The sequence below is a fragment of the Bradyrhizobium sp. BRP56 genome (assembly GCF_020194035.1).
In the GTDB taxonomy this organism is placed as follows: domain Bacteria; phylum Pseudomonadota; class Alphaproteobacteria; order Rhizobiales; family Xanthobacteraceae; genus Bradyrhizobium; species Bradyrhizobium australafricanum.
The window spans coordinates 45806-67736 of the sequence record NZ_JADYVV010000046.1 but is presented as its reverse complement, the minus strand read 5'-3'; the positions used below and the strand labels follow the sequence as shown (position 1 = coordinate 67736).

Genomic DNA, 21931 nt, shown 5'->3' with positions numbered 1-21931 from the left:
AGAGTTCGAGCATGAAGGTAAGAAGTACGGATTTTGCTTCCGATTTCCTCCAACTGCGCTGGCCGAAAACAAAAGCACCGCGCCGTTGGTGCAGCGGGAACTGCGAGAGTGCGGCGAGTTCAAGCCGAAGCCAAAGTTGCGGACCAAGGCCAAGGCACGGGTGCGTAAGTGATCCCTGTTCAGCCGCCGATGCAGGGGCAGCCCTTGCCGCAGCCCCAGCCGCCGGCATCGACGCAGCAGCCGGTGACGATCGACGCTGTGATGGCGCTGCTGCGCGATGGCATGACGCGGCGCTTCAGGATCGATATCGAGACGGACTCGACGATCACCGGTGACGAGAGCCAGGAGCGCCAGGATCGGAACCAGTTCATCGAGGCGACAACCAAGTTCGTGCAGGCCTGGGGGCCGATCGTTCAAGCCAACCCGGATCTGGCGCCGCTTGCTGGTGGTCTTCTGAAGTTCGGCTTGCAGGCCTTCCGCACAGCGCGCCCGCTCGAGGAACTATTCGACGAGACGGTCGACAAGCTCGAGGCGAAGGCCGCGCAGCCCAAGCCGCCCCCGCAGCCGTCGCCCGATGAGGTGATCAAGTCGGAGACGGCCCAAGCGAAGGGGCAGGCGGAAATCATGAAAGCCCGGACCGATGCCGCGGCGTCGATGCAGGACGCGGCGGCGAAGGAGCGCGCTGCGCAGATCGACATGGCCGGCAAGGTGATGGATCACCGGCATAAGGCTGCTGAGCACCAGATGGCGATGGAGCGCGCCGCGGTGCAGGCGGTCAACCCGCCGCAGGGTTCGGTCTGATGCAGCGTCTTTGCAGGGCTTGCGGCGAGTTTCACGACCTGGACCAGCCCTGGCCGGCGAGGTGCCATGCCCATTTCCGTGCTCGCGGTCCGCGGTCGTCGCTCGCGTTTCCCATGGTTGTCTCCGACGCCATGGCACCGATCCAGAGCATGGCTGACGGACAGTTCTATGACTCAAAAGCCGCGCTTCGGGAGCACTACCGGGATCGGGGTGTGATCGAGATCGGCAATGAAATTCCGGCAGCCATCCAGCTGGCGGAGAATAGCAGGCCGAAGCGGCCGAAGATCAGCAAGGCGGACATTCACGGCGCCGTTCAGAAGGTCAGGCAGGGCTACAAGCCGCGCCCGATGACGGTTTCCGAGTTCAAGGCCGCGGACTAACCCAGAGAGATCAAAATCTATGGCTGACGACGTCATCGACGTGCTCCCGGGCACGAGCGAACAACCTTCCACGCCCAGCGTTCGTGAATCGATCGAGGCTGCGGTTGCGCAACAGCGCGAGGCGCCGGACACCGGCGGCACCGAGCAGCGGCAGCAGCAGGCCGCGGAGCCTCCGGCGGAGACCGAAAAGCCTGCCGCTGAGGGTCGGGATGAAAAGGGCCGGTTCGTCGCCAAGCCGGCCGCAGCGCCAGCTCAGGCGGAGCAGCGGAAGGACGCTGGGCAGCAGGAAGCAACCGGCGCGGCCACCGATCAGCAAGCACCCAAGACGGCCGCGCCGCCGACGTCATGGTCTCCGACCGCGAAGGCCGCATTCAACGACTTGCCGCAGCCCGTGAAGGACGCGATCGCCAAGCGTGAGGATGAGGTCAACAACGGTTTTGCGAAGCTGCAGGAGTACAAGCCGCTCGATCGGTGGATCGAAGAGGCGAAGCGCGGTGGCACCGACCTTGCCACGGCTGTCGCGACCTATCGCGGCATCGAACTCGAGCTGCAGCGTGATTTCGTTAGCGGGATTGCCGGTCTGGCGCAGCGCCAGAATGTGCATCCGTTGCAGCTTGCACAAGCAATTGTCGCCCGGTTCGGCGATCCGTCTCAAAGCGGAATCCCGGGCGCGCAGCAACCACATCAACAGGGTGCCGCGTTCGATCTGAAGCCGATCACTACTCGACTGGACGGACTGGAGAGGACTTTCCAGGCCCAACAGCAAGCCAGCGTGAACGCAGAAATCGAGCGCTTCGCATCAGACCCGAAGCACCCGTATTTCCACAACGTTCGCGAAACGATGGGTCATCTCATGAACACGGGTCAAGCCGCGTCCATGGACGATGCTTACGAGAAGGCTTGTTGGGCCAACCCGGAGATCCGCGCGCTGCTCATCAAGCAGCAGGCCGCGCCAGCACCGGCCGCGAAGGCTGACGACGCCGTTTCAAGGGCGCGCGCGGCCGCAAAAGCAACCGGGGGCACGCCTCCCGTTGGTCTCGCAGCGCCAACCGGCCTGCAGGTCCCGGCGGGCGCCTCTGTTCGTGACACCGTCGTCGCTGCCGTGAACGCGCAGCGTGGCATTTAAGGGAACATCATTCAAATGGCCTCTCCTCTCGTTACCACGGTTGACTGGGGTGACGTCACCACCACCACGCTCGAAAGTCGTTCGCGCGTGCTGGCCGACAACATCTCGAACAACAACGCGCTCCTCTCGGTCCTGAAGCAGAAGGGCAAGCAAAAGCCCTTCACCGGCGGCCGCGAGATCTTCCAGGAACTGCGCTATGCGCAGAACCAAACGTTCATGTGGTATTCTGGAACTGAGTTCCTGAATATCTCGCTGAACGAAACGATGACCGGCGCGCGCTTCCCGATCAAGCAAGCGTCGATCGCTGTCGTGCTGTCCGGGCTGGAGCAGATCCAGAATGCCGGCGACGAGCAGATGATTGACCTGATCGAGGCTCGCGTCGACACTGCGGAAGACACCTTCTGGAACCAGATGTCGGCTGCGGTCTACTCCGACGGCACCGGCTTTGGCGGCAAGCAGCTCAACGGCATCTCGCTGTTGATCTCCAAGGCGCCGACCTCCGGCATTGTCGGCGGCATCGATCGGTCGCAGCAGGTGTGGTGGCGGAATGCGGCGATCAACGCCAATACCGACACCCGCGGCGTGGTCACGGCGACCAACATCCAGTCTTACATGAACTCCATGACGATCAGCCTGAAGCGCAACAGCGACGGCATCGACATGATCGTGTTCGACAACAACTACTACCAGGCCTATCTGACCTCGCTGCAGACCATTCAGCGCATCACGACGTCGCCATCTTCGAAGGCCGGCGCCGGCTTCACCTCGCTGAAATATTACGGCGCGGGCAAGGAAGTCGACGTCTATCTCGACGGCGGCAAGAACGGCCAGATCCCGACGAACACGGGGTACTTCATCAACTCCGATTACCTGTTCTACCGGCCGTCTGCGAAGCGCAACTTCGTGGTGATCGGCGGTGATCGGACGCCGACCAACCAGGACGCCATCGTTCGGCTGATGGCATGGGCGGGCAACCTGACGGCGAACAATCTGTCGCTGCAGGGCGTGCTTTGGCAGTAAGGAGACGGACCAATGACTATCGCATATCTTCAGTATGAAGGTGTGGGTGCCCGGACCTACGTTCCGGAAGGCCCGCTCGACACGACCGGCAAGACTGGTCCGCTGCCGAACTTCCGCCCTGGTGAGGTGGTTGCCGGCGATGCAGAAGCAGAATTCGTCTACGTTCTGCTGACGACCGGCTCCTCCAACGTCACGATCAACCAGGGTGACGTCTACTACTGGGACAACACGTTTGCAGCCACGGCGCTTGCGACCGCGGCTTCTCCGCGTGGTGTTTCGGTCGGTACCGTGTACCTTGGCGGTCGCTTCGGCGATCCGGCGTCGGCTCCGTTCTCGGTCGTGCTTCCGACCGCGGGCACATATGGTGTGTGGATGCAGCGGGCCGGCGTCTCCCTGACCAAGGCCGCGTCCACCGCAGCGACCGGCAACCTTGCCGAAACGACTGCGACGGCCGGCCAAGTCAATGCACCGGCATCGGCGACCGTCGGCACCAAGTTGATCGTTGGGATGTATTTCCCCGCGAACTACACGGCGCCGACCTTTACCGCCACCACCACCACGGGCTCGCCGACTCTGACGGGGTTCTCGACCGTGACCGGCATCTATCCGAACCAGACCATCTCTGGCACGGGCATTCCCGGCTCGACGACGATCCTTTCGATCAACGGCAACCCGGGCAACTACTCGATCACGATGTCTGCCAATGCTTCGGCGACCGGCACCGGCGTGACCGTGACGGCCAACGGGTACGTCGAGACGTATCTGAAGTGGCCGTACATCGACAAGACGAACTAACCACCTGGGGCGGCCTTCGGGCCGCCCTTTCTCTTTCTCCGATCAAAAGGACAAGAATTATGCTCGACGACATTGGCAGCGCGTTTGGAACGGAATTTGCGACCATCGGCATGGGCGGAAACGCCGAGTTTGCCGACCAGAACAAGGGCGTGACGCCCGTGTTCTTTGTGCTGCCCGTGCAGGATGAGGCGGCCACCGAGAAAGCCGGCGCGCTCCGTATGCAGGAGCAGGAGATGGTTCGCATCCACGTTGCCGGCGATACGCTCAACGTCGCGACCTCTCCGGTGACGGAGGAGATCAAGCAGCGTTTCCCGGAACAGTATCGGAAGTGGAAGGAAACCCGCCAGGAGCGCCATATTGTCGGCACGCCGCTGAAAGCGTGGCCGCTCATTCCGGCGATCCGGGTTTTCGAGTTCGAGGCGATCGGCATCTTCTCGGTCGAGAACTTGGCCGAAGTCGCCGACGCCAACATTCATCGGCTGGCGGACGGCCGCGCATGGCGCGAGAAGGCCAAGGCGTGGCTCGAGGCCGCCAAAAAGGGCGGTGCGGCTGCGAAATACGCTGCCGAGAACGAACGCCTGCGTGAACAGGTCGCTGGCCTTGAAAAGCGTCTTGAGGAACTGGCCGCTCAGGTGAAGGCTTCGAGCAAGGAAGCCGCTTGATGTCGATCCTGAGCGTGTTGCAGACAGCCATGCCGCTGTGTGGTCTGCCAGCGCCCGCTCAGGCCGTCTCGTCGGTTGATCCGAACGTTCAGAAGTTCGTTGCGATGGCGCAGGACATCGGCGACGAGCTCCGCGAGCGATTTTTCTGGCGTAACCTGAACATTGCCGGCCAGATCACGGGTGACGGGTCGACGACGATGTTCGAGCTGCCATCGGATTGGGCGCTGTTGTCGCCAGGCCAGCAGATCTATTCGTCGGTGAACACGCTGTCGCCGCTTTATGGGCCGATCACGAACGAACAGCTGGCTGCCCTCAAGTCGTCCCAGGTCACGCCAGTGCGCCCGGTCTGGCGCCTCATTGGATCAGCGCTCGAGTTCTTTCCCGCGATCGGGGCCGGAGAGATCATCACCTTCAACTACTATAGCACCAACTGGGTATCGAACACGGACGGATCGCTGCGCCAGCCCACATTCCTGCTCGACAGCGATTTCTCAATGATCGACGAGCTCGTGATCCGGCGCGGCCTCATCTATCGCTGGAAGGAATCGAAGGGCCTTGAATGCTCGGCCGATCAAGCTCGATATGAACGGGCACTCGATCGGGCTGCCGGGCGTGAGGATGGCGAGCGCATCACATCGACGGCTGCGCCCGTTCTCGACGTCGATGGCTGGTGGCCCGGAACCGTCACGTTCGTAGGGCCGGTATGAAGAAGCGGCGTCCACCTCCGTCGCAGACCGCCTTCCTGCCGGCGCCGACCGCAGGATGGTATGTCGGTGACAACCTGTCGACCGCTCCACCTGGCACAGCATACATTCTCGACAACGCCTTTCCGCAGCAGGACTATGTCCGGATGCGCGCCGGTTCGCTGGCGTACGCGACCGGGATGGTATCCGCGGCCGTCACCTCCCTGATCCCTTACGTCAATGGGACCAGTAGCAAGTTCTTCGCATCCTGCGCCGGCAACATCTATGACGTTACGAGCGGTGGCGTCGTCGGCGCGCCGGTACAGGTCGGGCTCAACACGACCGCGCTTGTGGAGTACATCCAGTTCACGAACGCAGGAGCGACGTGGCTGATCTGTGTTAACGGCGTCGATCCTGCCTTTATGTTCAATGGCACGTCCTGGCAGACCTCACCGGCCATCACTGGTTTGACCGGGGGAAATCTCGCCTTTGTCTGGCCGTTCAAGAGTGCGCTTTACGGAGTGCAGGCTGCGTCACTTGCGGCATGGTACCTCGCTCCAAATGCGATAGGCGGAGCCGCAACCAAATTCGACCTATCCGGCATCTTTAAGTATGGCGGCTATTTGCTTTGCGGAACGTCGTGGTCGATTTCGTCGAACAGCGGTCTGTATGAGACAAACGTCTTCATCACCTCGGAAGGCGAGGTGGCGATGTACGATGGTCTCAATCCGGCTGACACGGCATGGACGCTGAAGGGCCTCTACAAGATCGCGAAGCCGCTTGGGCGTCGCTGCATCATGAAGGCCGGCGGCGATATCGCCATCATGACGGAAGACGGCATCGTCCCGATGTCTCAGGTCATGACACTGGATCAGATCGCGCTTCAGAATGTCGCAGTGACCAAACCGATCGCGCCCGCGTGGAAGAATGCGGTGATCGCGCGACAGGGATTATCCGGCTGGCAGATCACGACCTGGCCGCTGCAAAGCATGGGGATCATCAACCTTCCGAAGGCGACGGCCGGCGATGCCACCCAGTTCATCGCCAATGTTCGGTCTGGTGCGTGGGGAAGGTATCTCGGTTGGGACGCCAACTGTTTCGCCGTCTACAACAACAATCTGTACTACGGCACATCCGATGGGAGGGTGATGCAGGCCGAAACGGGAGGGCAAGACGACGGGAAGAACTACACGATGACGATCTTCCCGTCGTACACGGATCTTAAATCGCCGGCCAACACCAAGCACGTCAAGATGGTGCGGCCGAGGCTGCAGGCATCCTATGGCGTCACTCCGAAGGTCACGGTGAAGGTCGATTTCGACACGACCGCACCGCTGGCACCGACGGCGAGCGTGCCGGCGTCGACCGGCGCGCTGTGGGACGTGGCGCTCTGGGACGCCGCGGTGTGGCCTCCGCCGCTAGTTGATCTATCGGCGTGGACCGATGCTGAGGGATTCGGCGCGGTCGTGTCTCCGGTTCTTCAGTTGACGCTATCCACCTCGATCACGCCGGACGTCCGGCTGAACTCGACCGAACTGCTTTATGAGGTCGGCGCGCCGATGGGGTGATCGTGGTGTTTCAGGATACCGCCCGAGCGAGACGCATCGCGGAGCCCGCCCTGAATTGCACGTTCTCCGAGCCAATGATTGGGCTGGTGATCGAGCGAGATGGCGTCGATGTCGGTGCTGTGATCCTCAACGGCTACACGCCGGGCTGCAACATCGATCTGACGGCAGTCGGCCGCCGCGCCTGGACGCCGTTCGTGGTGAGGGATATCGCCCGCTACTGCTTTGCACGGGTGAAGCGGATCACGGCTCGCACGAGCGTGAAGAATGAACCGGCGATCAAAAGCCTGACGAAACTCGGTTTCAAACAAGAGGGCATCATGCGGGACTTTTTCCCTGATGGTGATGCCGTCTGCATGTCGCTCCTCCGGAGCGAGCAAAAATTGATCAGGCTGTAAAAATGGACTCACCCAAGGCGCCGGATCCATACGCGACCGCTGCAGCGCAGACGCAGTCGAATATTCAGACCGCGAAGACGCAGCAAGAACTGAACATGGTCAATCAGTCGAACCCTTATGGTTCGCTGACCTATTCGGTGAGTGGGACGAACGCCGACGGCACGCCGCAATACACGGCGACCACGACGCTGACGCCAACCGGTCAGACGCTGTTCGACAACGCCAACGCGCTTGCGGGCAAGCAGCAGTCGATCGCGAATACGCTGCTGAGCGGCGGGCAGGGCGCATTCTCCGGACAGCCGCTTGATCTGTCTTACAACGGGACTGCGGCGTCGCTCGATGCGCTCAACAAGGCACGGCTCGATCCTCAGTGGCAGCAGAACCAGAGCCAGCTCGAGGCGCAGCTGGCTGCGCAAGGTCTGCAGCCTGGAATGCCAGGATACGACGCCGCTTTCCGCAATTTCAGCACTGCGAAGAACGACGCATACAACAGCGCGAATCTGGCCGATTACCAGACGGCGGTGAACAATGCGATTACGCAGTATCAGATGCCGCTGCAGACCTACTCAACGCTAGTCAACGGCACATCGCCGCAGATGCCTAACTCTGCGGCCGTGTCGACGCCGACGACGAACGTGGCGGGGACGGATATCGCCGGGCTCGTGCAGAAGAATTATGAAGATCAGCTGAACCAGAGCAACGCCACGATGGGCGGTCTATTTGGCCTCGGCGGAACGCTTGGCGGCAGCCTGCTGCAGGGCATCGGCAAAGCTGGCGGCATGGCGTCGTTCTTCTCGGATCGGCGCCTCAAGAGCGACATCGTCCGGATCGGCACGCTCGAAAACGGCCTTCCCGTCTACGAATACACGATCTTCGGCGGCCGCCAGCGCGGCGTGATGGCTGACGAAGTCGAGCAGGTCATGCCTGATGCCGTGTTCACACATCCGAGCGGTTTCAAGATGGTCAATTATGCAGCGTTGGGGCTCGCCTGATGGCTATCGGTGATTACTCGATCGATACGACCGGCACGCAAGGCGACGTCAACCGGCGCCGGGCATATGCGGACGCGCTCATGCGCGCGGGCGGCGATAGCACGCCGATCAGGAGCCCGTGGCAGGGTCTCAATCGGCTCGCGCAGGGTCTGATCGGCGGCTATCAGGGCGGCCAGATGGATCGGGAAGAGGACGCGGGCCGAAAGGCTGCGAACGATCAGCTCGCCAGCTTGCTGCTCAGCGCTGGAGGACTGTCGGGGCAGGCTAGCACTCCTTCTGCTGCGTCGGCCGTTGCAGGTTCCGCCACTGGACCGACGGTCGCGGCTGGGCCCAACGCTATTGCGGGGACGGTCGGCATGGATCAGCGTCTTGCTGACCGCACCCAGGATTTCATTCAGGATAATCCGGGTACTTTCCTCTCCAGCGGCGTACGCAGCCGGGAAGACCAGGCGCGACTCTATGCCGATCGGGCAAACAACCCCAACCCGGTGGCCGTGCCGGGCACCTCCCTACATGAGCGCGGCATGGCGGCGGATATCGGCGGCATGTCGCATGGACAGCGCGCGATGCTGCCTCAGTATGGGCTCGCCCAGCCGGTTGCCAACGATCCGGTGCATGTGCAGTTGGCCGACGCCTCCGACGATGCGAAGCTGCCGGCGGCGGCTCAGCCGACGCAAGGTATGCTCCCGACCGCGGAAGCTGTTGCCGGTGCCCAGCCGGTGCGGATGCTCCAGAACCAAACCACGGCGGCCGCGCTGCAGATCCTGCAGAACCCCTATGCGACACCCGCGCAGAAGCAGGTAGCGAGCGCGATGCTTAGCGCCGCCCTTAAGCCGCGCGAGCAGCACACCCAGGTAACTGACGCGGCCGGCAACGTCTGGGACGTCAATCAGACAACGGGGCAACGCACAGTCGCGCTGAAGAAAGACCCGTCGTTCAGCGCTCCATACAAGGACGACGATGGCAACCTGGTGCAAAAGGACGCGACCGGGAAGATCTCGGTCCTTTCGGCCGCGGACAAGACGCCGAACAGCGTCAGCGAATACAAATACTATACGGACAACTTCAAGCCGACGCCTGAGACCCCCAAGCCGATGGATTATGCGACCTTCTCGACGGCGAAAGCCCGAGCGGGCGCGACGAACATCAGCAACAGCGTCGATCTCAACAGCGGCCAGACCTACGACAAGCAGCTGGCCGAAGGGCTGGGCAAGTCGCATGCCGGGCTTGCCAACGGCGTCGAAGATGCTCAGGCTCGGGCCCGGGATATTGCCGCGATGCAGGGCGCGATCGACGCAATCCAGCGCAACGGGGGCACTACCGGCGGCCTGGCGCCGCAAGCACGGCTCGAGATCCAGAAGTCGATCAACGCGGGCCTCAATGCCGTCGGCATCACCAAGCCGTTCAGCGAGGACGATCTATCGGATAAGGAGTTCCTGACCAAGTTCAACCGCTCGATGGCCGGCGCGCAGGCGAAAAACGCGGTCGGCAGTCGCGTGACGAACTTCGAGATGTCCAACTTCCTGAAGGCGAACCCGGGTCTCGACATGACCGTGACGGGCAACCAGCGCCTGCTCGGCATCCAGGCGCAGATCGAACAGCGGAATATCGCGGTCGGCAATGCCGTCCGCGATGCGACGGCCGAAGCTATCTCGCAGAGCAAGAAGGTCGATCCGCGCACGGTTGAGGGGATCATCCGGAAATACGACGAGGATCATCACATCACGGATCCCGCCACCGGTCAGGATCTGACGCAGAGCTACGTGCTGCCTGAGTTCCAGAAGGCCGACCAGGGTACGAACGCAGGCCTTGCCGGCCGTCATGAGCAGAACATGGGCAAGGTTCGTCGGTACGATCCTGAAACGGGGACGCTGAAGTAAATGGCTGACGCGATCCAGATCCAGGCGCCGGACGGCTCGCTGGTCGAGTTTCCCGCCGGCACGTCCGATGCCACGATCACGTCCGTCATGGCTCGCGAGTTCGGCGGACCGAAGCCGAAAGCCACAGCACCAGCGCCGACCACAGGCGAGGAAGTGCCGGCGTTCGACGTGATGGGCAGCGCGACCGGTACGACGACCCAGGCAGTTGCACCGTCGCAGATGTCCTATGGCGACCAGATGAACCACACGCTCGGTGCTGTCGACAGCGGCGTTCGCGCGGTTGCCAACGGCATCCCGTTCATGGATCGGTTCGCTGCCGGCATGGGGGCCCTGACCGGCATCGGTGGTGAGCGCGGCGACTATGCCGGCAATCTCGAAAAGCAGCGCGCGGAGGACAAGCGACTTGCAGACGCTGCGCCGGTCGCGAACACCGCGGCGCACCTGGTCGGGGGCGCCATAGCGCCGATTGGGGCGTTTGGAGCTGCAGCGAAGGGAACAGGCCTCCTCGCGAAGACCTTGCTTGGCGGCGGGGCTGGAGCGATGTTCGGCGGCCTACAGGGAGCATCCGAGGCGCCGGATCTGACCGATGTCGGCGACGTCGCGAAGCGGAGCGCGACCGGCGCGGCCGTGGCTGGAACAATCGGCTTTGGTATTCCAATCGCCGGAAAGGCGATCGGCACCGGCTATAACGCTATCGCTGATGCGTTGATTGGGGCCAACGGCGTCTCGCGCCCGGCGGCCCGACACTTGGTCGACGCGCTTGCCGCCGATACACCGACTGCAGTTCGCGGTCGGCTCGACGAACTCGGTCCTGACGCCATGCTGGCCGATGCTGGACCTGCATTTCTCGGCAAGACGCAGGGCGCGGTGCTCAACAGCGATGAGGCCCGGTCGATCGGTGTCGGTGCGCTCAATGCGCGGAATGAGGCGACGAACCGCCGGATCATGGGTGATGTGAATCGGGCGCTCGGCCCGGCTGAAGATCCCCAGACGGTGACCAACTTCATCCGCGAGCATCGGTCCGCCGTCGATAACGTGAACTATCCAGCTGCGTTGAACACGGCGCCTGATGTTCAGACCGCGCCAATCCTCGCACAACTCGATTACATGATCCCGCGCGCTGTCGGCATGGAGCGACGGGCCCTGACCAACCTGCGCGGCATGATGATGACGACCGAACGCCGCCCGCTGGTCGATGCCGCGGGTCATCCTCAATACGACAATCTGGGTCGTCCTCGGTTCGAGGAGATTCCGGTTAACCAGCAGGACGCGGAAGTCCTGCACAAGGTGAAGCAGGAACTCGACAACGTCATCCAGTACGATGCGCCTGGCCTTGGTATCCCGGCGGGGGCCGTCTCGCGGCAGCAGGGCGCTCTCCGAATGATGCGCGGCCAGCTGAACGAAGCGCTCGAGCAGCAGGTTCCTGGTTATGCGAACGCGAACCGGCAGTCGGCGGCTCTGGCGCGCCGCGGTGATGCTGTTGAAGCCGGGACCCAATATCTGGGGTCGGGAAAGACGACGCCGTCACCGGAGCGTTTTGCTGGCGAGTTTGGCCAGCTCGAGCCCGGCGAGCAGATCGCGTTCGCCAAGGGCTCGCGGGGTAACATCGATCGCGTGCTCGGGACCAAGGCGAACGACCTGCAGGCCTTGAAGGGCGAGCTCCAGGGCGAGGGTGGCTGGAACACAGCGAAGATTGCAACGGTTCACGGCCAGGACGCTGCCGATGATCTGATGGCATCCGTCGAACGGAACGCGAAATTCCGGGATACCCATAACAAGGTCGTCGAGAACTCTCAGACTGCACAGCGGCGCGCAGCGGCCGAGAACATGAAGCCGGAAGTGCCGGGCGAGATGCAGCTGATCACGCCGCAGACGACCGGGATCGGGTTGTTGTCGGCCGGCGCAAAGAAGGCCGCGAACTGGCTGATCAACGGCATGCGGGCTGACCCGACGGCGCAATATGGGGAAATGGCGCGTATTCTGACTGCTCAGGGGGCTGCGCGCGATCAGCACTTGGATGCACTCGCTGCGTCGCTACTGAGTCGCGATGCCAATCGGGCTGCGGCGCCGGCTATCGGTGACCGCTCTGCGTTGGCGGCAGCCCTGCTTGCGAACGAGTTTGCGCGCGATCGTATCGCCACGCGATGAAGATGAAGGCAGCTGAAAATGCCGCACAGACCGCGATGCCCCAGCCAAAGCCCAGATTGTCGAAGGACCAGAACAGGCCCCACTTCATCAGGGCGATGAAGGCAAGCAGCACAGCCGAACAGATGAGGATGCGAAGCATCCCGAGAAAATAGCCCATCCGAGTCCAAAGTCAAAATCCGTACCAATCCGGCCCCTTTTTAGGGGCCTTTTTCGTGGATAATCCATGCCCAGGCAAAGTAACGGCACCTATCAGCAGCCGGCGAACACGTCCGGTATTCCGAGCACGCCGATCAGCTCGACCGCCTACAACGCGCTGATTACTGACATCGGCAGCGAGATCACGAACAGCCTGGACCGCGGTGGCCGGTCGGCGATGACGGCGCCTCTTCCGATGGGCGGTCAGAAGATCACGGGGATGGCCGATCCTACTGTCTCAACGGACGGGGCGACAAAGAACTACGTCGACACAAAAACCGCGGCGTTCTTCTCGACTGGAGACGTCAAGCTCACGTTGAAGGCTTTCGCCGATCCTGGATGGGTTCTGGTCGTGAGCACTGGTGACGGCTCAGGATTGGTCGGGACCATCGGAAGTGCTGCTTCCGGAGCGGTTCTCCGCGCGAACGCCGACTGTCAGGCGCTCTTCACCCTACTTTACACGGTTATTAGCGATGCAAATTCGCCCCTCTTCACGTCATCTGGCGTTCTGACAACGCGAGCCGCGCAAGGCACTGCAGCGACTGCATGGGCGGCGAATTGTCGAATCCATCTAGGGTTTTGGGCCGGGCGCGCGATTGGCGTTACAGGAAATAGTGGATCTGGCTTCACGGCGCGGGTGCCTCTGGCATTTGTCGGCGAAGAAACGCACGTTCTCTCAGCCAGTGAGATTCCTTCGATCTCATCTGGTGGTAGCTATTCCGGATCAGCCACTGTCAACAGTGTTAACTGGGTTGCCAGCAATCCAAATGACTCCACAGCGGTTTCCGTTGTTGGCGGTGGTGTTGGATTGGCTGTTTCCGCAGCGAGTGGCGGCACAGTTTCAAAGATACAATCCATAGGCTCTTCGTCAGGCTCTGTCGCATTAACCTCTACAAACACTGGCGGTACCGCGCACAACAACATGCAGCCTAGCATTTTTGTCAACGCAATGGTGAAGCTGTGACAGGCATCATCGTCAGCAACCCTCCGCCAATTCAGGCGCCCCCGACGTCAACGTCCGGAGGCACCCAGGTTCTGGGGCCGCTTGCGTACACTCCGGCAATTCCAACGTTGCCGCAGACGTGGAGTGCCGCTCAAACCTTCCTGCCAAACACGCTCCTGCTAGCTGGATCAACCAGCGGCACGTTGATCCTCAATGGCCCCCCAGTCGCAAGCGGCGTGATCACCTGGCCCGCTGGAACGACGGACTTTTCGAGCACTGGCGGGACGTCTCAGGTCGTTATGCAGGCCGTCCAAGGGGGGGCTTTTACAGTACGGCAGCTTGGGATATCCGATCTGGGCGGATTGGGAGCAAACATCGCGGCGTTCTTGGCGACTCCATCAAGCGCTAATCTTCGGGCTGCTGTCACAGACGAAACCGGAAACGGTGCGCTGGTATTTCAGAATGGTGCACTCGGCACGCCTTCCTCAGCGACACTGACGAACGCAACTGGACTTCCTATTTCTGCCGGTCTCGCGGGCTATCCGAATGACGCCACGCTGTATCTCGACGGAACTGGCAATTTTACCGCGCCTGGAAGCGGCGGCCTGTCTCCTCAAGAGAGGGCTTATTGGAAAGATCGAGCAGCCCTCCTGGATCCCGCCGCCTATGTCTTTTGGAAGGGTGTCTTCAACGTCACCGTGCCCGCTGGAGAAACGTGGTATGTAGTCAATGCTTGGGCGACCAAGATCCAAGGTTCGGACCAATGGTATCACCGCGACCTTGGGATTGATGAATGCTTCCAGATTCCGGCAGGCACCACGATTTCAACGATCGGAATTGCTGACTGCTTCCTTTATGTTTGCCGTCCGGCGCTGGTCACAAGCGACGCAGCCTATTCCGATCCAAAGGGCCTTTACTATACGCGGCTCAATGCGCTTCGCGCCATAGCGCTTTCGCAGGCTTCAGCGACGCAAGCGGCGGGAGCGGCGGCCGGCACCGCGGCAACGACGTTTTTCCCGCCCGACTTCAACGATGGGATATTCGCGCAAGTCTCTGTCATGGACAGCGCTTGGTGCATCATCCTTGATGCGCTTGGCCGCGGCGCGTTGAATTCGTGCATAGAGGTCTCCGATAGGCACCAATTCCGACCCACCAAGACGCTGTTGACGCCGTTCCGGCGCGCGATGTTCCCAAGCATTCAGTGCCAAGGTGCATCGGTGAGCGGGAACGCGACGGATACGATTGTCGGCGGCTCTGGGGTGGTGAGCTATTACAAGCTCCCGGATACCTTTCGCACTCAAAGCCCTCTGAATTCTTACCGCTCCGCGGTGCTGGCCGACACCCCCAAGATTTATTACACCTTCGATGAGGTGAGCGGGACCGTTGTAAATGACGCAGGATCTGTCGGTCTGAACGGTGCTTATTTCGGATCTGTAGTTCTAGGGTTGCCGGGCGCCACATCTGACGGTCGGTACAGCGTTGGCTTTAATGCTTCGAATGAAGGCGTCTCGATCCCAGGAAGCACGAACTTCGACTTCGCGGGTGGCGACTTCACCTATGAGGCGTGGATCAAGTTTGATGCGCTCCCGACACCGACCGCAGGAGCCGACGTGTTTGTCGTGAACGCATGGCAGATCAGTGCCAGCGATCCGACTTCTACGCTGCTCGCCGTGTCCAATAACAAGTTCAAGTTATACACAATGGTCACTGGCAGCGTCGTGGTTACTGTCAGTAGCACGGTCAGCCTCGGGCTTGCCCAGTATTATCATGTGATCGCCGGCCGTAGCGGTGGAAATCTGTTCATTCGGGTTGTCAGTAAAGAAACACGGCAAACCGCCGCGATATCCGCCAGCATTATCGCGCGCGGTAGCAACGCAGTTTGGCTCGGCACCGCAAATAATGGCTCGGCATACGTAACACCATTGACCGGCCGTATCGACGAATTTGCCCTCTACAATTTCGCGCTGTCGGATGCGCGCGCTGACGCACATCATGCAGCTCAGATTGGTTGGTGATCTTCCGACAACAGGCGCTAACTGACCGAGCAACCAGCCGCCCTCCGAGGCGGCTTTTTCTTTGGAGAATCCATGAAGACATCCGACAACGGCCGGGCCTTTATCGAGGCCTTTGAGGGCAAGTTCCTCAAAACCTACGACGATGGAGCCGGCGTTCTTACGATCGGGTACGGCCACACCACAGCGGCGGGCCCTCCTAAAGTCGTAGCCGGGATGACGATCACGGATGCGCAGTGCGATCAGATCCTTGCATCAGACCTTGGAGCCGTCGAAAGGGACGTGTCCCGGATCATCAAGGTCCTGCTGAACCAGCCGCAGTTCGATGCGCTGGTCTCGTTTCACTTCAACACGGGCGCGCTCCAGAGCGGAACGATCGACGACAAAATCAACGCCGGCAATATCGACGGCGCGATGGCGACGCTGCTCCAATACGTAAATGGCGGCGGCAAAGTCATGAACGGTCTGGTGCGCCGCCGCAAAGCTGAACGTCTGATGTTCCTCGGCCAAGTTGAAGCCGCCATGGCCTTGGCCGGAGCGCACATGGCCGCGCCTGACGGCCCGATGCCGCAGAATCCTACTCCATCTCCAACTCCGGTTCAGCTTCCTAAAACGGAGGAGGAATCGTTCTGGGACAACTTCGTCCATCTCTTCATCAGAAAGGCTTAGATCATGTTTGGACTGACATTCCTGGGTGACATTCTCGTATTCATCGGCGGCTTCGCCGTGTGCTGGGTCTTCAAGGATCAGATCATCAAGCTCTTCCTCGGCGCCAAGGCATTTGCTGACAAGTTGGATGCAAAGGCCAAGGCGATTCGGGACGCCGTGAAATGAGGCCTGAGATCATCGCGCCGCTCGCGCGAATCCTGCTCCGATATCTGGGTGGAGCACTCATCTCGGCAGGCTTTGCGATCAGTCCGAACACGCTCACCGATCCTGATCTTGTTCAGGTGCTTTGCTTCGTGATCGGCGGGTTGTGCACGGCGGTTTCGGAGGGCTTCTATGTGGTGGCCCGCAGGCGAGGGTGGAATACCTGATGCTTTCCATCCTTGGCATAATCACTGGCTTAGCTGGTCCCATTGCAACAATCGCAGGGAAGATCGCCGACAGCAAAATAGCTCTCGCCAAGGCTCAGACTGATGACGAGCGCAACAAGATCAATGGCGAAATCGAAGAACTGAACGCGCGAAAATCTGTTCTGATTGCCGAGGCCGGATCACGCCTCAATGCAATCATTCGCGGGCTCATGGCGACACCTGTGGTGATCCTGCTCTGGAAGCTTCTGGTCTACGACAAGGCGCTAGGTCAGTGGACCGATGGTCATACCGATCCTCTTGGGGCCGATCTCTGGAAGATCATCACAGCAGTTATCGCGTTCTACTTTCTTTATGACATCACTGCGCGCTTCAAACGCTAGGGAATTGGAATACTGGAATGGTCATCGACTACACAATCACGGTGGGCAACCTCATCGAGATCGGATCAATCATCGGGGGAGGCGTGCTAGTGTTGATGACCCTCAAGAGCGATGTGAGCGCCCTGAAATCAGGAGCGAAAGATGTCCGCGTCGATCTCGGAGAAATGCAGGCCGAGATCAAAAAGATTGGCGAAGTGCTGATCACGCAAGCGGATCAGAACCGACGCATCATGCACCTTGAAGAGGATGTGCGCGAGCTGCGCCATGGGCGCGGCTTCGTCCGAGAATCGATCGAAAGAGAATATCCGTGATCGGCGCAAGCCGATAGTTGGTGGAAGCCTTCTCCACTCAACGCCTCTCAGAGACTTGCCCGGCGCCCTAACCGGCGCCGGGCTTTTTCTCATTGGGGGATACCGTACATCGCCCGGTATAGACCGGTGAGTTGCCCTAGGATTATCTGCTTTTCAGTCAGGGTTTTTGCCGCCGAAAGCTCCTTGTTCAGAGCAGCACAGCGAATTTCGAACTGGGTTGGCGATAGCATTGGTGGCTCCTATTGTTCGGGCGAATCACCCGCGTAACAATTTTCGCCTCCGTCAATCCTGCCGCAACGCACCCACTCAATCTGCGTCTTTCGGTTGAATGTGGTTTGCCACGGCTTCATTGACCTTCTGTCGGTCAAGCCGATCCTCGGGTGAGAGTTTAGAGACTGGACGCCAGATCTCGACCGGTATCGTCAAGTGGCTGTCCACCGGCTTCCGGACCCATTCCCACCATTGATCGAAAGCGTCTTTGGTCATCGCATCAGTTCGAATAGCTCGAGGACATCTGCAAGCCGTAGCTTAGCACCCTTGGGCATATGCTGGAGGAGCAGGTGCCTGGTGTTAGCGGCGATCTCGTCCCGCTTGAGCGGGCTGTACTCGGCGTGGAATGCGCGCATCTTGGCGGCGAACTGACGGGCCACCTCGGGCGGGACTTCAAGTGGCTTTCGGGTTATCGGCATAACCGGAAGATAGGTATCCGGAGCCGGTTTGGCGAATCCAAGCTGGCTTGCTTTTTAGGGCACCCGACCCCGAAGTAGGTAGCAATTCCCGGCACCGGTGTTAGCCTGAACCCGGGTCACGTCCCGATTCATCATAGGATGACTGGCCTCAGCACCGGCCTCCGGCCCCCAGAGGTGCTGAGGCCGTTTCTTCTCGGGGTAGGAACCGCCGTGCTGGATTCTGGTTATCGAAAGGTCGAGTGCTGACGATTGCCCAAGCACTTGGACGAATGCCGGCCTCAGCACTCTCCCCGGGAGCTGGGGCCTTTCTGTCAGGAGGCCGGTTTTCTCAAGCGGCTAACCGGTGCGACAAAGTGAGACATCTGGAGGAAACCGGACAGACAGGCCGGCCGATCTTTGCCATCCTCGCCAGCAATTCAGAACGCAGCAATTTTTTGGGAGCTCCAATGCCAGCCTGGTCCGCTGAGGACGAAAAGCGGCTATTGCAATTGGTTCGGGGTACAGGCCTCACGAAACGCCAGATCGCGCAAGAATTGGGGCGCAGCGAGGCCGCGGTCACCATCCGCCTGGCTCTTATCAGACGGCGGATTATCGAGAAATCGAAGCATCGGCTTATGCGCTAGGCCCAGGCTGCTGCGGCATGCAGCTTCGCTGCCCTGCCGTTCGTGTCGCCATCGTGGGCGCCTAGCCTTATTCCTCCTCGGCCCAGCTCAGCTTCTCGCAGTTCACGCAACGGCGCAGGCGATAGTTTTTGCCTTGGCGGCTGTCGAGTATGGACATTGCCCAAGTGATACCGCCGCAATGAGTGCAGACGCAAAAATCCGGCGGACGTTTTTGCCGGTCACCTCCGGCGCCGAGTAGATCGTTCATGAGTGTCGTTCCCTGCGAACCGCGAAACTCACAACGTGGACGTTTGTTCCTGGGCAGGAAGCAGTTTCCTATCTTTCTGATGGGGGGCATTTCTGGCTATCGTATCGCAGGATTGGAAGAGGCCGCCAACTGAGGCGTCATAGTGGACCGGACAGAGCGCGTAATCTTGCTGTTGCTTATGCTGTCAGTGTTGACGGCCGTTAGCGCGTTCGCCTTTTAAGGCGGCCTCAACCTCACCGCATAAACAGCCAGCCCACGCTTGCGATCAGGGCCACAAACGACACTGCCGCAGTGCAGACAAAGGCAGCTTCAATACCATCGATATGGTGGCGGTCTGGGTGCATAGCGCCTCCTAGATCGGCGCCCGTGAACCTGGGGTCAGCAACCATTCTGTCAGATCGGCGGTGGTCTCATCATGCCGGGCCTTTCGCAGCAGGGCCTCTCGCTCCGCGGACGGAGGAAGGGCCTTGGCCTGCTCGCGCAGGCTCTTCGCCTCTTCGGTCAAGCGTTCCTCTAGGGAGTGAGTTTGCTTTACGCGACGGCGGCGCTTGGTCATCGCGGCCTCGGTTCTATTCCGGTGACGATGCCGCATCTAACTAATGGACAGGAGCACTGTTCCTAAATGGAACCTGAGAATCCAAAAGCGGCCATAGGAACCGACCGGGGTGGAGGCCTGTTTCCCGGCCGGGTGTCGCTTATTTGGCTAGAGCGACATCCGATGACGAGTGGTCAACTCGCGGCCCCAACGCGCCCCATCGCGTTGGGGCCATTTCTTTGAATAGAAACGAAGCACATGTGCTGGCATTGGTCGCCCTGTTTGGTGTCGCATCGCTACCGGCGCCGAGATGCCCCCAGCTACCTAGTGGCCCCAGTGTCCCTTCGCTGGGGCCGTTTCTTGTCCTGGTAGATCATCGGATAGTTGATCTTCTCGATGTAGATCCGGCCATCCTGGATGGGCTCGAAGGCCCGGGCGTGCTCCATGATCCTGCGAGCGGCCTTCTCGGGGTCGGCCCACGCGCGCTCTTCCTTCATCTTTGTCATCGCTCGCTATCGCTCTCCCAACCACCAAGTTGACGGCGGGTTCATGACGGATATCTTAGTCGTTCGCAATGCCACCAAGTGGCTCCGCTTGAATGGGTGGCCGACCCGGCGCGAACATTCCTTGCACCGCATATGGCGCTCAAGCTCGTGGATCGGCGTCCACTTCGGCCGCCTCACAACATCGAGCGCGGCTGTCTGATGGGTCTCGCATCCGAGGCACTTTACCTCGAGATAGCGATAGCCGGCATTGAGCGCGTCGCCGAGCGCGGGTGACGGCTGGGCTGGTCCCTGGAAGGCGAGCATGCGGGCGTTCCAGGCTCTGCAGGCGGCTCCGTCGGCTTCGAGGCGAGATTCCTTGGCACGTTCGGCCAGATGCCGGACGGTGGCGCCAAACATGTACTCCCGAGATTTCGAGCCCATGCCCAGTAATTGCGCCGAATTCTATGGAAAAGAAGCCGCTACGACTTGTCGGCGGGACCCGTCATCGGGCTAGCAATAGGTCAAGACCGAGGACCGATCCCGTCACACAGGACTGTCACCGGGTTCCCTGTCCCGCGAAAATTGGTTAACAAATCTGTGTTTGTTCTCCATTCACTAGCGATTATTAGCCTTCATTAGCACCGGGTTTCGGCGCTAGGACGTTGATCACGCTAGCGGTATCCCCGACAGAAAGGGCCGGTTCGGCCTTTTTTTGAGTTTCGCGCGCCTTAATCCACACGGCAAAGGATCGCGTCGGCAAGCGGTATTCGCCTCGTGCGCGCGGATTGGACAGAATGATCTTTCGTTCCCGAAGTGCGCTCAGCGCATTATTGACGATGGATTCCTTTACACCGGAGCTGTTGATGATTGTCTGTCGGCCTACCCAATCATCCATATGGTCAGCCATCGCAATCAACACGCGCCGATAGTCTTCGGACCCAATTTGATCGATATAGAGATCCGCAAAATACTTTCTGCCAAGTTGATTCAGTGCACCATGTTCACTGAAGGTGCCGCTGAGAACGTCCGTAACGCTGATGTTGTTGTCGGAATCTGTGGCAAAAGCGCAGTGTGCAAACTCCTGCAGAAAATGCGGATAGCCCTCGGACAAGTTGGCAATCAGTCGTTTGGCATTGTCCTCAATCTCGACCTTCGTATCACTGCTCTTGTTTGCTTGCTCAATGCCGCGGTCAATGACGGTCATTCGCTCGGCAAATTCGAGCGGCTTGAGTTCTAGGATATTGAAGATCCGTAGGCTGGATTCATGCGAATCCTTCAATTTCTGCATGAGATCTGGCAGGCCGCTAAGGCCGATACACACTCGCTCGCACCGACGACGCGAAAGCCGCTCGGTCAGCAGTTTGCAGAGTTGTCCTAGATGAGCCTCGCTCGGTGGTCGGTCTGCCTCGTCTATTAGAATTAGCACCCCTTCGACAGCTCCGAGCGATTCTTCGATCAAGTTCACGAGGACGTCGGTGAGTTCGTCGAGCCTTTTGCTGTTCGTTGCTAACGGTTGTGGTCGGTCATATTTGACCCCAGATACTTGGAAACGACTGAGAAAATCCCAAGCCGTCTTGCATGCCTCAAGGAGAGGTTCTCTGTTTGCTATTTGTCGCTTTAGCTCGGCCAGAATGGCGTCAACGATATCATCATACCCCATTGCTGCGTGCAGCTCGGTGTTCACGACGATGAAGCTCAGCCGGTTCTTACCATCATACGTAGTGTCTCCTCGCGCCAGGTAGTCAACCCACAAGCACAGAGACGATTTTCCGATCCCCCGTTCTCCCTCGATGATAAAGTGCTGAGGATTTCCATTCCGAGTCTGCAATAGAGATTGCTCGACAACATCGATTTCCTCGATGCGGCCGACGAACGTTCCGGGCGAGATGACACTGCCTGGTCGAAAAGGATTTAACTTTGGCACGGCGCCCACCATCCCCCTTGCCCTTCCCCTTGATGAGGAAGCTTCCCAATCGCTGTCTAGCAAATCTTATAATCCCGCCCCCGAAAGGCGAGCGCAAGCG

Annotated in this window: 24 protein-coding genes; 19 read left to right on the top strand and 5 right to left on the bottom strand. The window is 60.3% G+C overall.

The genetic code is table 11. The annotated features are described in order from the left end of the window. Positions 1–261: 261 nt before the first annotated feature. The 19 genes from I6F38_RS28270 to I6F38_RS28180 all read left to right on the top strand — a co-directional run bounded on the left by I6F38_RS28270 (position 262) and on the right by I6F38_RS28180 (position 17328). Positions 262–801, top strand: a complete 540-nt coding sequence (locus I6F38_RS28270; protein WP_225162670.1) for a hypothetical protein — start codon at positions 262–264, stop codon at positions 799–801. Positions 802–950: 149 nt separating this feature from the next. Next, the gene (locus I6F38_RS28265; protein WP_225162669.1) at positions 951–1181 is read left to right on the top strand and encodes a hypothetical protein; all 231 of its coding nucleotides are present in this window, start codon (positions 951–953) and stop codon (positions 1179–1181) included. A 19-nt stretch (positions 1182–1200) separates the two neighbouring features. Beyond that, positions 1201–2307 (top strand): hypothetical protein, encoded by a 1107-nt coding sequence (locus tag I6F38_RS28260; RefSeq protein WP_225162668.1) that lies wholly within the window; start codon positions 1201–1203, stop codon positions 2305–2307. Between the two features lie 15 nt (positions 2308–2322). Continuing rightward, a complete protein-coding gene (locus I6F38_RS28255) occupies positions 2323–3327 on the top strand; it encodes a phage major capsid protein (RefSeq protein ID WP_225162667.1) in 1005 nt (334 codons plus the stop codon). Positions 3328–3339: 12 nt separating this feature from the next. Then, positions 3340–4122: a hypothetical protein gene (locus tag I6F38_RS28250; protein WP_225162666.1), complete on the top strand. Its 783-nt coding sequence runs from the start codon at positions 3340–3342 to the stop codon at positions 4120–4122. 59 nt (positions 4123–4181) lie between these two features. Then, positions 4182–4784, top strand: coding sequence for a hypothetical protein (locus I6F38_RS28245; protein ID WP_225162665.1), 603 nt, complete (start codon positions 4182–4184; stop codon positions 4782–4784). Next, positions 4784–5491, top strand: a complete 708-nt coding sequence (locus tag I6F38_RS28240) for a hypothetical protein (RefSeq protein WP_225162664.1) — start codon at positions 4784–4786, stop codon at positions 5489–5491. Before I6F38_RS28245 ends, I6F38_RS28240 begins: the two co-directional genes overlap by 1 nt. A gap of 143 nt (positions 5492–5634) precedes the next feature. After that, positions 5635–7035, top strand: a complete 1401-nt coding sequence (locus I6F38_RS28235) for a hypothetical protein (RefSeq protein ID WP_225162663.1) — start codon at positions 5635–5637, stop codon at positions 7033–7035. Between the two features lie 5 nt (positions 7036–7040). After that, positions 7041–7430, top strand: a complete 390-nt coding sequence (locus tag I6F38_RS28230; RefSeq protein ID WP_225162662.1) for a GNAT family protein — start codon at positions 7041–7043, stop codon at positions 7428–7430. 2 nt (positions 7431–7432) lie between these two features. After that, complete coding sequence (locus tag I6F38_RS28225; RefSeq protein ID WP_225162661.1) at positions 7433–8422, top strand: tail fiber domain-containing protein; 990 nt, start codon at positions 7433–7435, stop codon at positions 8420–8422. Then, entirely contained in the window at positions 8422–10302 is a 1881-nt protein-coding gene (locus I6F38_RS28220; protein WP_225162660.1) for a M15 family metallopeptidase, read from the top strand. The genes I6F38_RS28225 and I6F38_RS28220 overlap by 1 nt, the downstream gene beginning before the upstream one ends. Next, positions 10303–12450: a hypothetical protein gene (locus I6F38_RS28215; RefSeq protein WP_225162659.1), complete on the top strand. Its 2148-nt coding sequence runs from the start codon at positions 10303–10305 to the stop codon at positions 12448–12450. A 223-nt stretch (positions 12451–12673) separates the two neighbouring features. Further along, on the top strand, positions 12674–13609 hold the full coding sequence (locus tag I6F38_RS28210; protein ID WP_225162658.1) for a hypothetical protein: 936 nt from the start codon (positions 12674–12676) through the stop codon (positions 13607–13609). Positions 13610–13716: 107 nt separating this feature from the next. Further along, positions 13717–15603, top strand: a complete 1887-nt coding sequence (locus tag I6F38_RS28205; RefSeq protein WP_225162657.1) for a LamG domain-containing protein — start codon at positions 13717–13719, stop codon at positions 15601–15603. Between the two features lie 72 nt (positions 15604–15675). Beyond that, positions 15676–16269 (top strand): lysozyme, encoded by a 594-nt coding sequence (locus tag I6F38_RS28200; RefSeq protein WP_225162656.1) that lies wholly within the window; start codon positions 15676–15678, stop codon positions 16267–16269. 3 nt (positions 16270–16272) lie between these two features. Continuing rightward, complete coding sequence (locus tag I6F38_RS28195) at positions 16273–16434, top strand: hypothetical protein (protein ID WP_225162655.1); 162 nt, start codon at positions 16273–16275, stop codon at positions 16432–16434. Next, on the top strand, positions 16431–16637 hold the full coding sequence (locus I6F38_RS28190; protein WP_225162654.1) for a hypothetical protein: 207 nt from the start codon (positions 16431–16433) through the stop codon (positions 16635–16637). The genes I6F38_RS28195 and I6F38_RS28190 overlap by 4 nt, the downstream gene beginning before the upstream one ends. Next, on the top strand, positions 16637–17017 hold the full coding sequence (locus tag I6F38_RS28185; protein ID WP_225162653.1) for a 3TM-type holin: 381 nt from the start codon (positions 16637–16639) through the stop codon (positions 17015–17017). The genes I6F38_RS28190 and I6F38_RS28185 overlap by 1 nt, the downstream gene beginning before the upstream one ends. 17 nt (positions 17018–17034) lie before the next feature. Further along, positions 17035–17328 carry a hypothetical protein gene (locus I6F38_RS28180; protein WP_225162652.1) on the top strand — a complete coding sequence of 98 codons (294 nt, stop codon included), beginning with the start codon at positions 17035–17037 and terminating at the stop codon, positions 17326–17328. Positions 17329–18707: 1379 nt separating this feature from the next. On the opposite strand, the gene I6F38_RS28175 is transcribed toward I6F38_RS28180, so the two are convergent. From I6F38_RS28175 to I6F38_RS28155, 5 genes are all read right to left on the bottom strand, one after another. Continuing rightward, positions 18708–18887 carry a hypothetical protein gene (locus I6F38_RS28175; RefSeq protein ID WP_225162651.1) on the bottom strand — a complete coding sequence of 60 codons (180 nt, stop codon included), beginning with the start codon at positions 18885–18887 and terminating at the stop codon, positions 18708–18710. 352 nt (positions 18888–19239) lie between these two features. After that, positions 19240–19443, bottom strand: a complete 204-nt coding sequence (locus tag I6F38_RS28170) for a hypothetical protein (RefSeq protein WP_225162650.1) — start codon at positions 19441–19443, stop codon at positions 19240–19242. A gap of 299 nt (positions 19444–19742) precedes the next feature. Continuing rightward, positions 19743–19928 carry a hypothetical protein gene (locus tag I6F38_RS28165; RefSeq protein ID WP_225162649.1) on the bottom strand — a complete coding sequence of 62 codons (186 nt, stop codon included), beginning with the start codon at positions 19926–19928 and terminating at the stop codon, positions 19743–19745. A gap of 6 nt (positions 19929–19934) precedes the next feature. Further along, positions 19935–20348 (bottom strand): hypothetical protein, encoded by a 414-nt coding sequence (locus tag I6F38_RS28160; RefSeq protein WP_225162648.1) that lies wholly within the window; start codon positions 20346–20348, stop codon positions 19935–19937. A 184-nt stretch (positions 20349–20532) separates the two neighbouring features. Then, positions 20533–21843, bottom strand: a complete 1311-nt coding sequence (locus tag I6F38_RS28155) for an ATP-binding protein (protein ID WP_225162647.1) — start codon at positions 21841–21843, stop codon at positions 20533–20535. Between the last annotated feature and the right edge of the window lie 88 nt (positions 21844–21931).

Excerpts from the sequence above, each read along its gene's own strand:
- I6F38_RS28270 (WP_225162670.1), top strand. The coding sequence starts at position 262 with ATGGCGCTGCTGCGCGATGGCATGACGCGGCGCTTCAGGATCGATATC.
- I6F38_RS28265 (WP_225162669.1), top strand. The coding sequence starts at position 951 with ATGGCTGACGGACAGTTCTATGACTCAAAAGCCGCGCTTCGGGAGCAC.
- I6F38_RS28260 (WP_225162668.1), top strand. The coding sequence starts at position 1,201 with ATGGCTGACGACGTCATCGACGTGCTCCCGGGCACGAGCGAACAACCT.
- I6F38_RS28255 (WP_225162667.1), top strand. The coding sequence starts at position 2,323 with ATGGCCTCTCCTCTCGTTACCACGGTTGACTGGGGTGACGTCACCACC.
- I6F38_RS28250 (WP_225162666.1), top strand. The coding sequence starts at position 3,340 with ATGACTATCGCATATCTTCAGTATGAAGGTGTGGGTGCCCGGACCTAC.
- I6F38_RS28245 (WP_225162665.1), top strand. The coding sequence starts at position 4,182 with ATGCTCGACGACATTGGCAGCGCGTTTGGAACGGAATTTGCGACCATC.
- I6F38_RS28240 (WP_225162664.1), top strand. The coding sequence starts at position 4,784 with ATGTCGATCCTGAGCGTGTTGCAGACAGCCATGCCGCTGTGTGGTCTG.
- I6F38_RS28235 (WP_225162663.1), top strand. The coding sequence starts at position 5,635 with ATGCGCGCCGGTTCGCTGGCGTACGCGACCGGGATGGTATCCGCGGCC.
- I6F38_RS28225 (WP_225162661.1), top strand. The coding sequence starts at position 7,433 with ATGGACTCACCCAAGGCGCCGGATCCATACGCGACCGCTGCAGCGCAG.
- I6F38_RS28220 (WP_225162660.1), top strand. The coding sequence starts at position 8,422 with ATGGCTATCGGTGATTACTCGATCGATACGACCGGCACGCAAGGCGAC.
- I6F38_RS28215 (WP_225162659.1), top strand. The coding sequence starts at position 10,303 with ATGGCTGACGCGATCCAGATCCAGGCGCCGGACGGCTCGCTGGTCGAG.
- I6F38_RS28210 (WP_225162658.1), top strand. The coding sequence starts at position 12,674 with ATGCCCAGGCAAAGTAACGGCACCTATCAGCAGCCGGCGAACACGTCC.
- I6F38_RS28200 (WP_225162656.1), top strand. The coding sequence starts at position 15,676 with ATGAAGACATCCGACAACGGCCGGGCCTTTATCGAGGCCTTTGAGGGC.
- I6F38_RS28195 (WP_225162655.1), top strand. The coding sequence starts at position 16,273 with ATGTTTGGACTGACATTCCTGGGTGACATTCTCGTATTCATCGGCGGC.
- I6F38_RS28190 (WP_225162654.1), top strand. The coding sequence starts at position 16,431 with ATGAGGCCTGAGATCATCGCGCCGCTCGCGCGAATCCTGCTCCGATAT.
- I6F38_RS28185 (WP_225162653.1), top strand. The coding sequence starts at position 16,637 with ATGCTTTCCATCCTTGGCATAATCACTGGCTTAGCTGGTCCCATTGCA.
- I6F38_RS28180 (WP_225162652.1), top strand. The coding sequence starts at position 17,035 with ATGGTCATCGACTACACAATCACGGTGGGCAACCTCATCGAGATCGGA.
- I6F38_RS28175 (WP_225162651.1), bottom strand. The coding sequence starts at position 18,887 with ATGAACGATCTACTCGGCGCCGGAGGTGACCGGCAAAAACGTCCGCCG.
- I6F38_RS28170 (WP_225162650.1), bottom strand. The coding sequence starts at position 19,443 with ATGACCAAGCGCCGCCGTCGCGTAAAGCAAACTCACTCCCTAGAGGAA.
- I6F38_RS28165 (WP_225162649.1), bottom strand. The coding sequence starts at position 19,928 with ATGACAAAGATGAAGGAAGAGCGCGCGTGGGCCGACCCCGAGAAGGCC.
- I6F38_RS28160 (WP_225162648.1), bottom strand. The coding sequence starts at position 20,348 with ATGGGCTCGAAATCTCGGGAGTACATGTTTGGCGCCACCGTCCGGCAT.
- I6F38_RS28155 (WP_225162647.1), bottom strand. The coding sequence starts at position 21,843 with ATGGTGGGCGCCGTGCCAAAGTTAAATCCTTTTCGACCAGGCAGTGTC.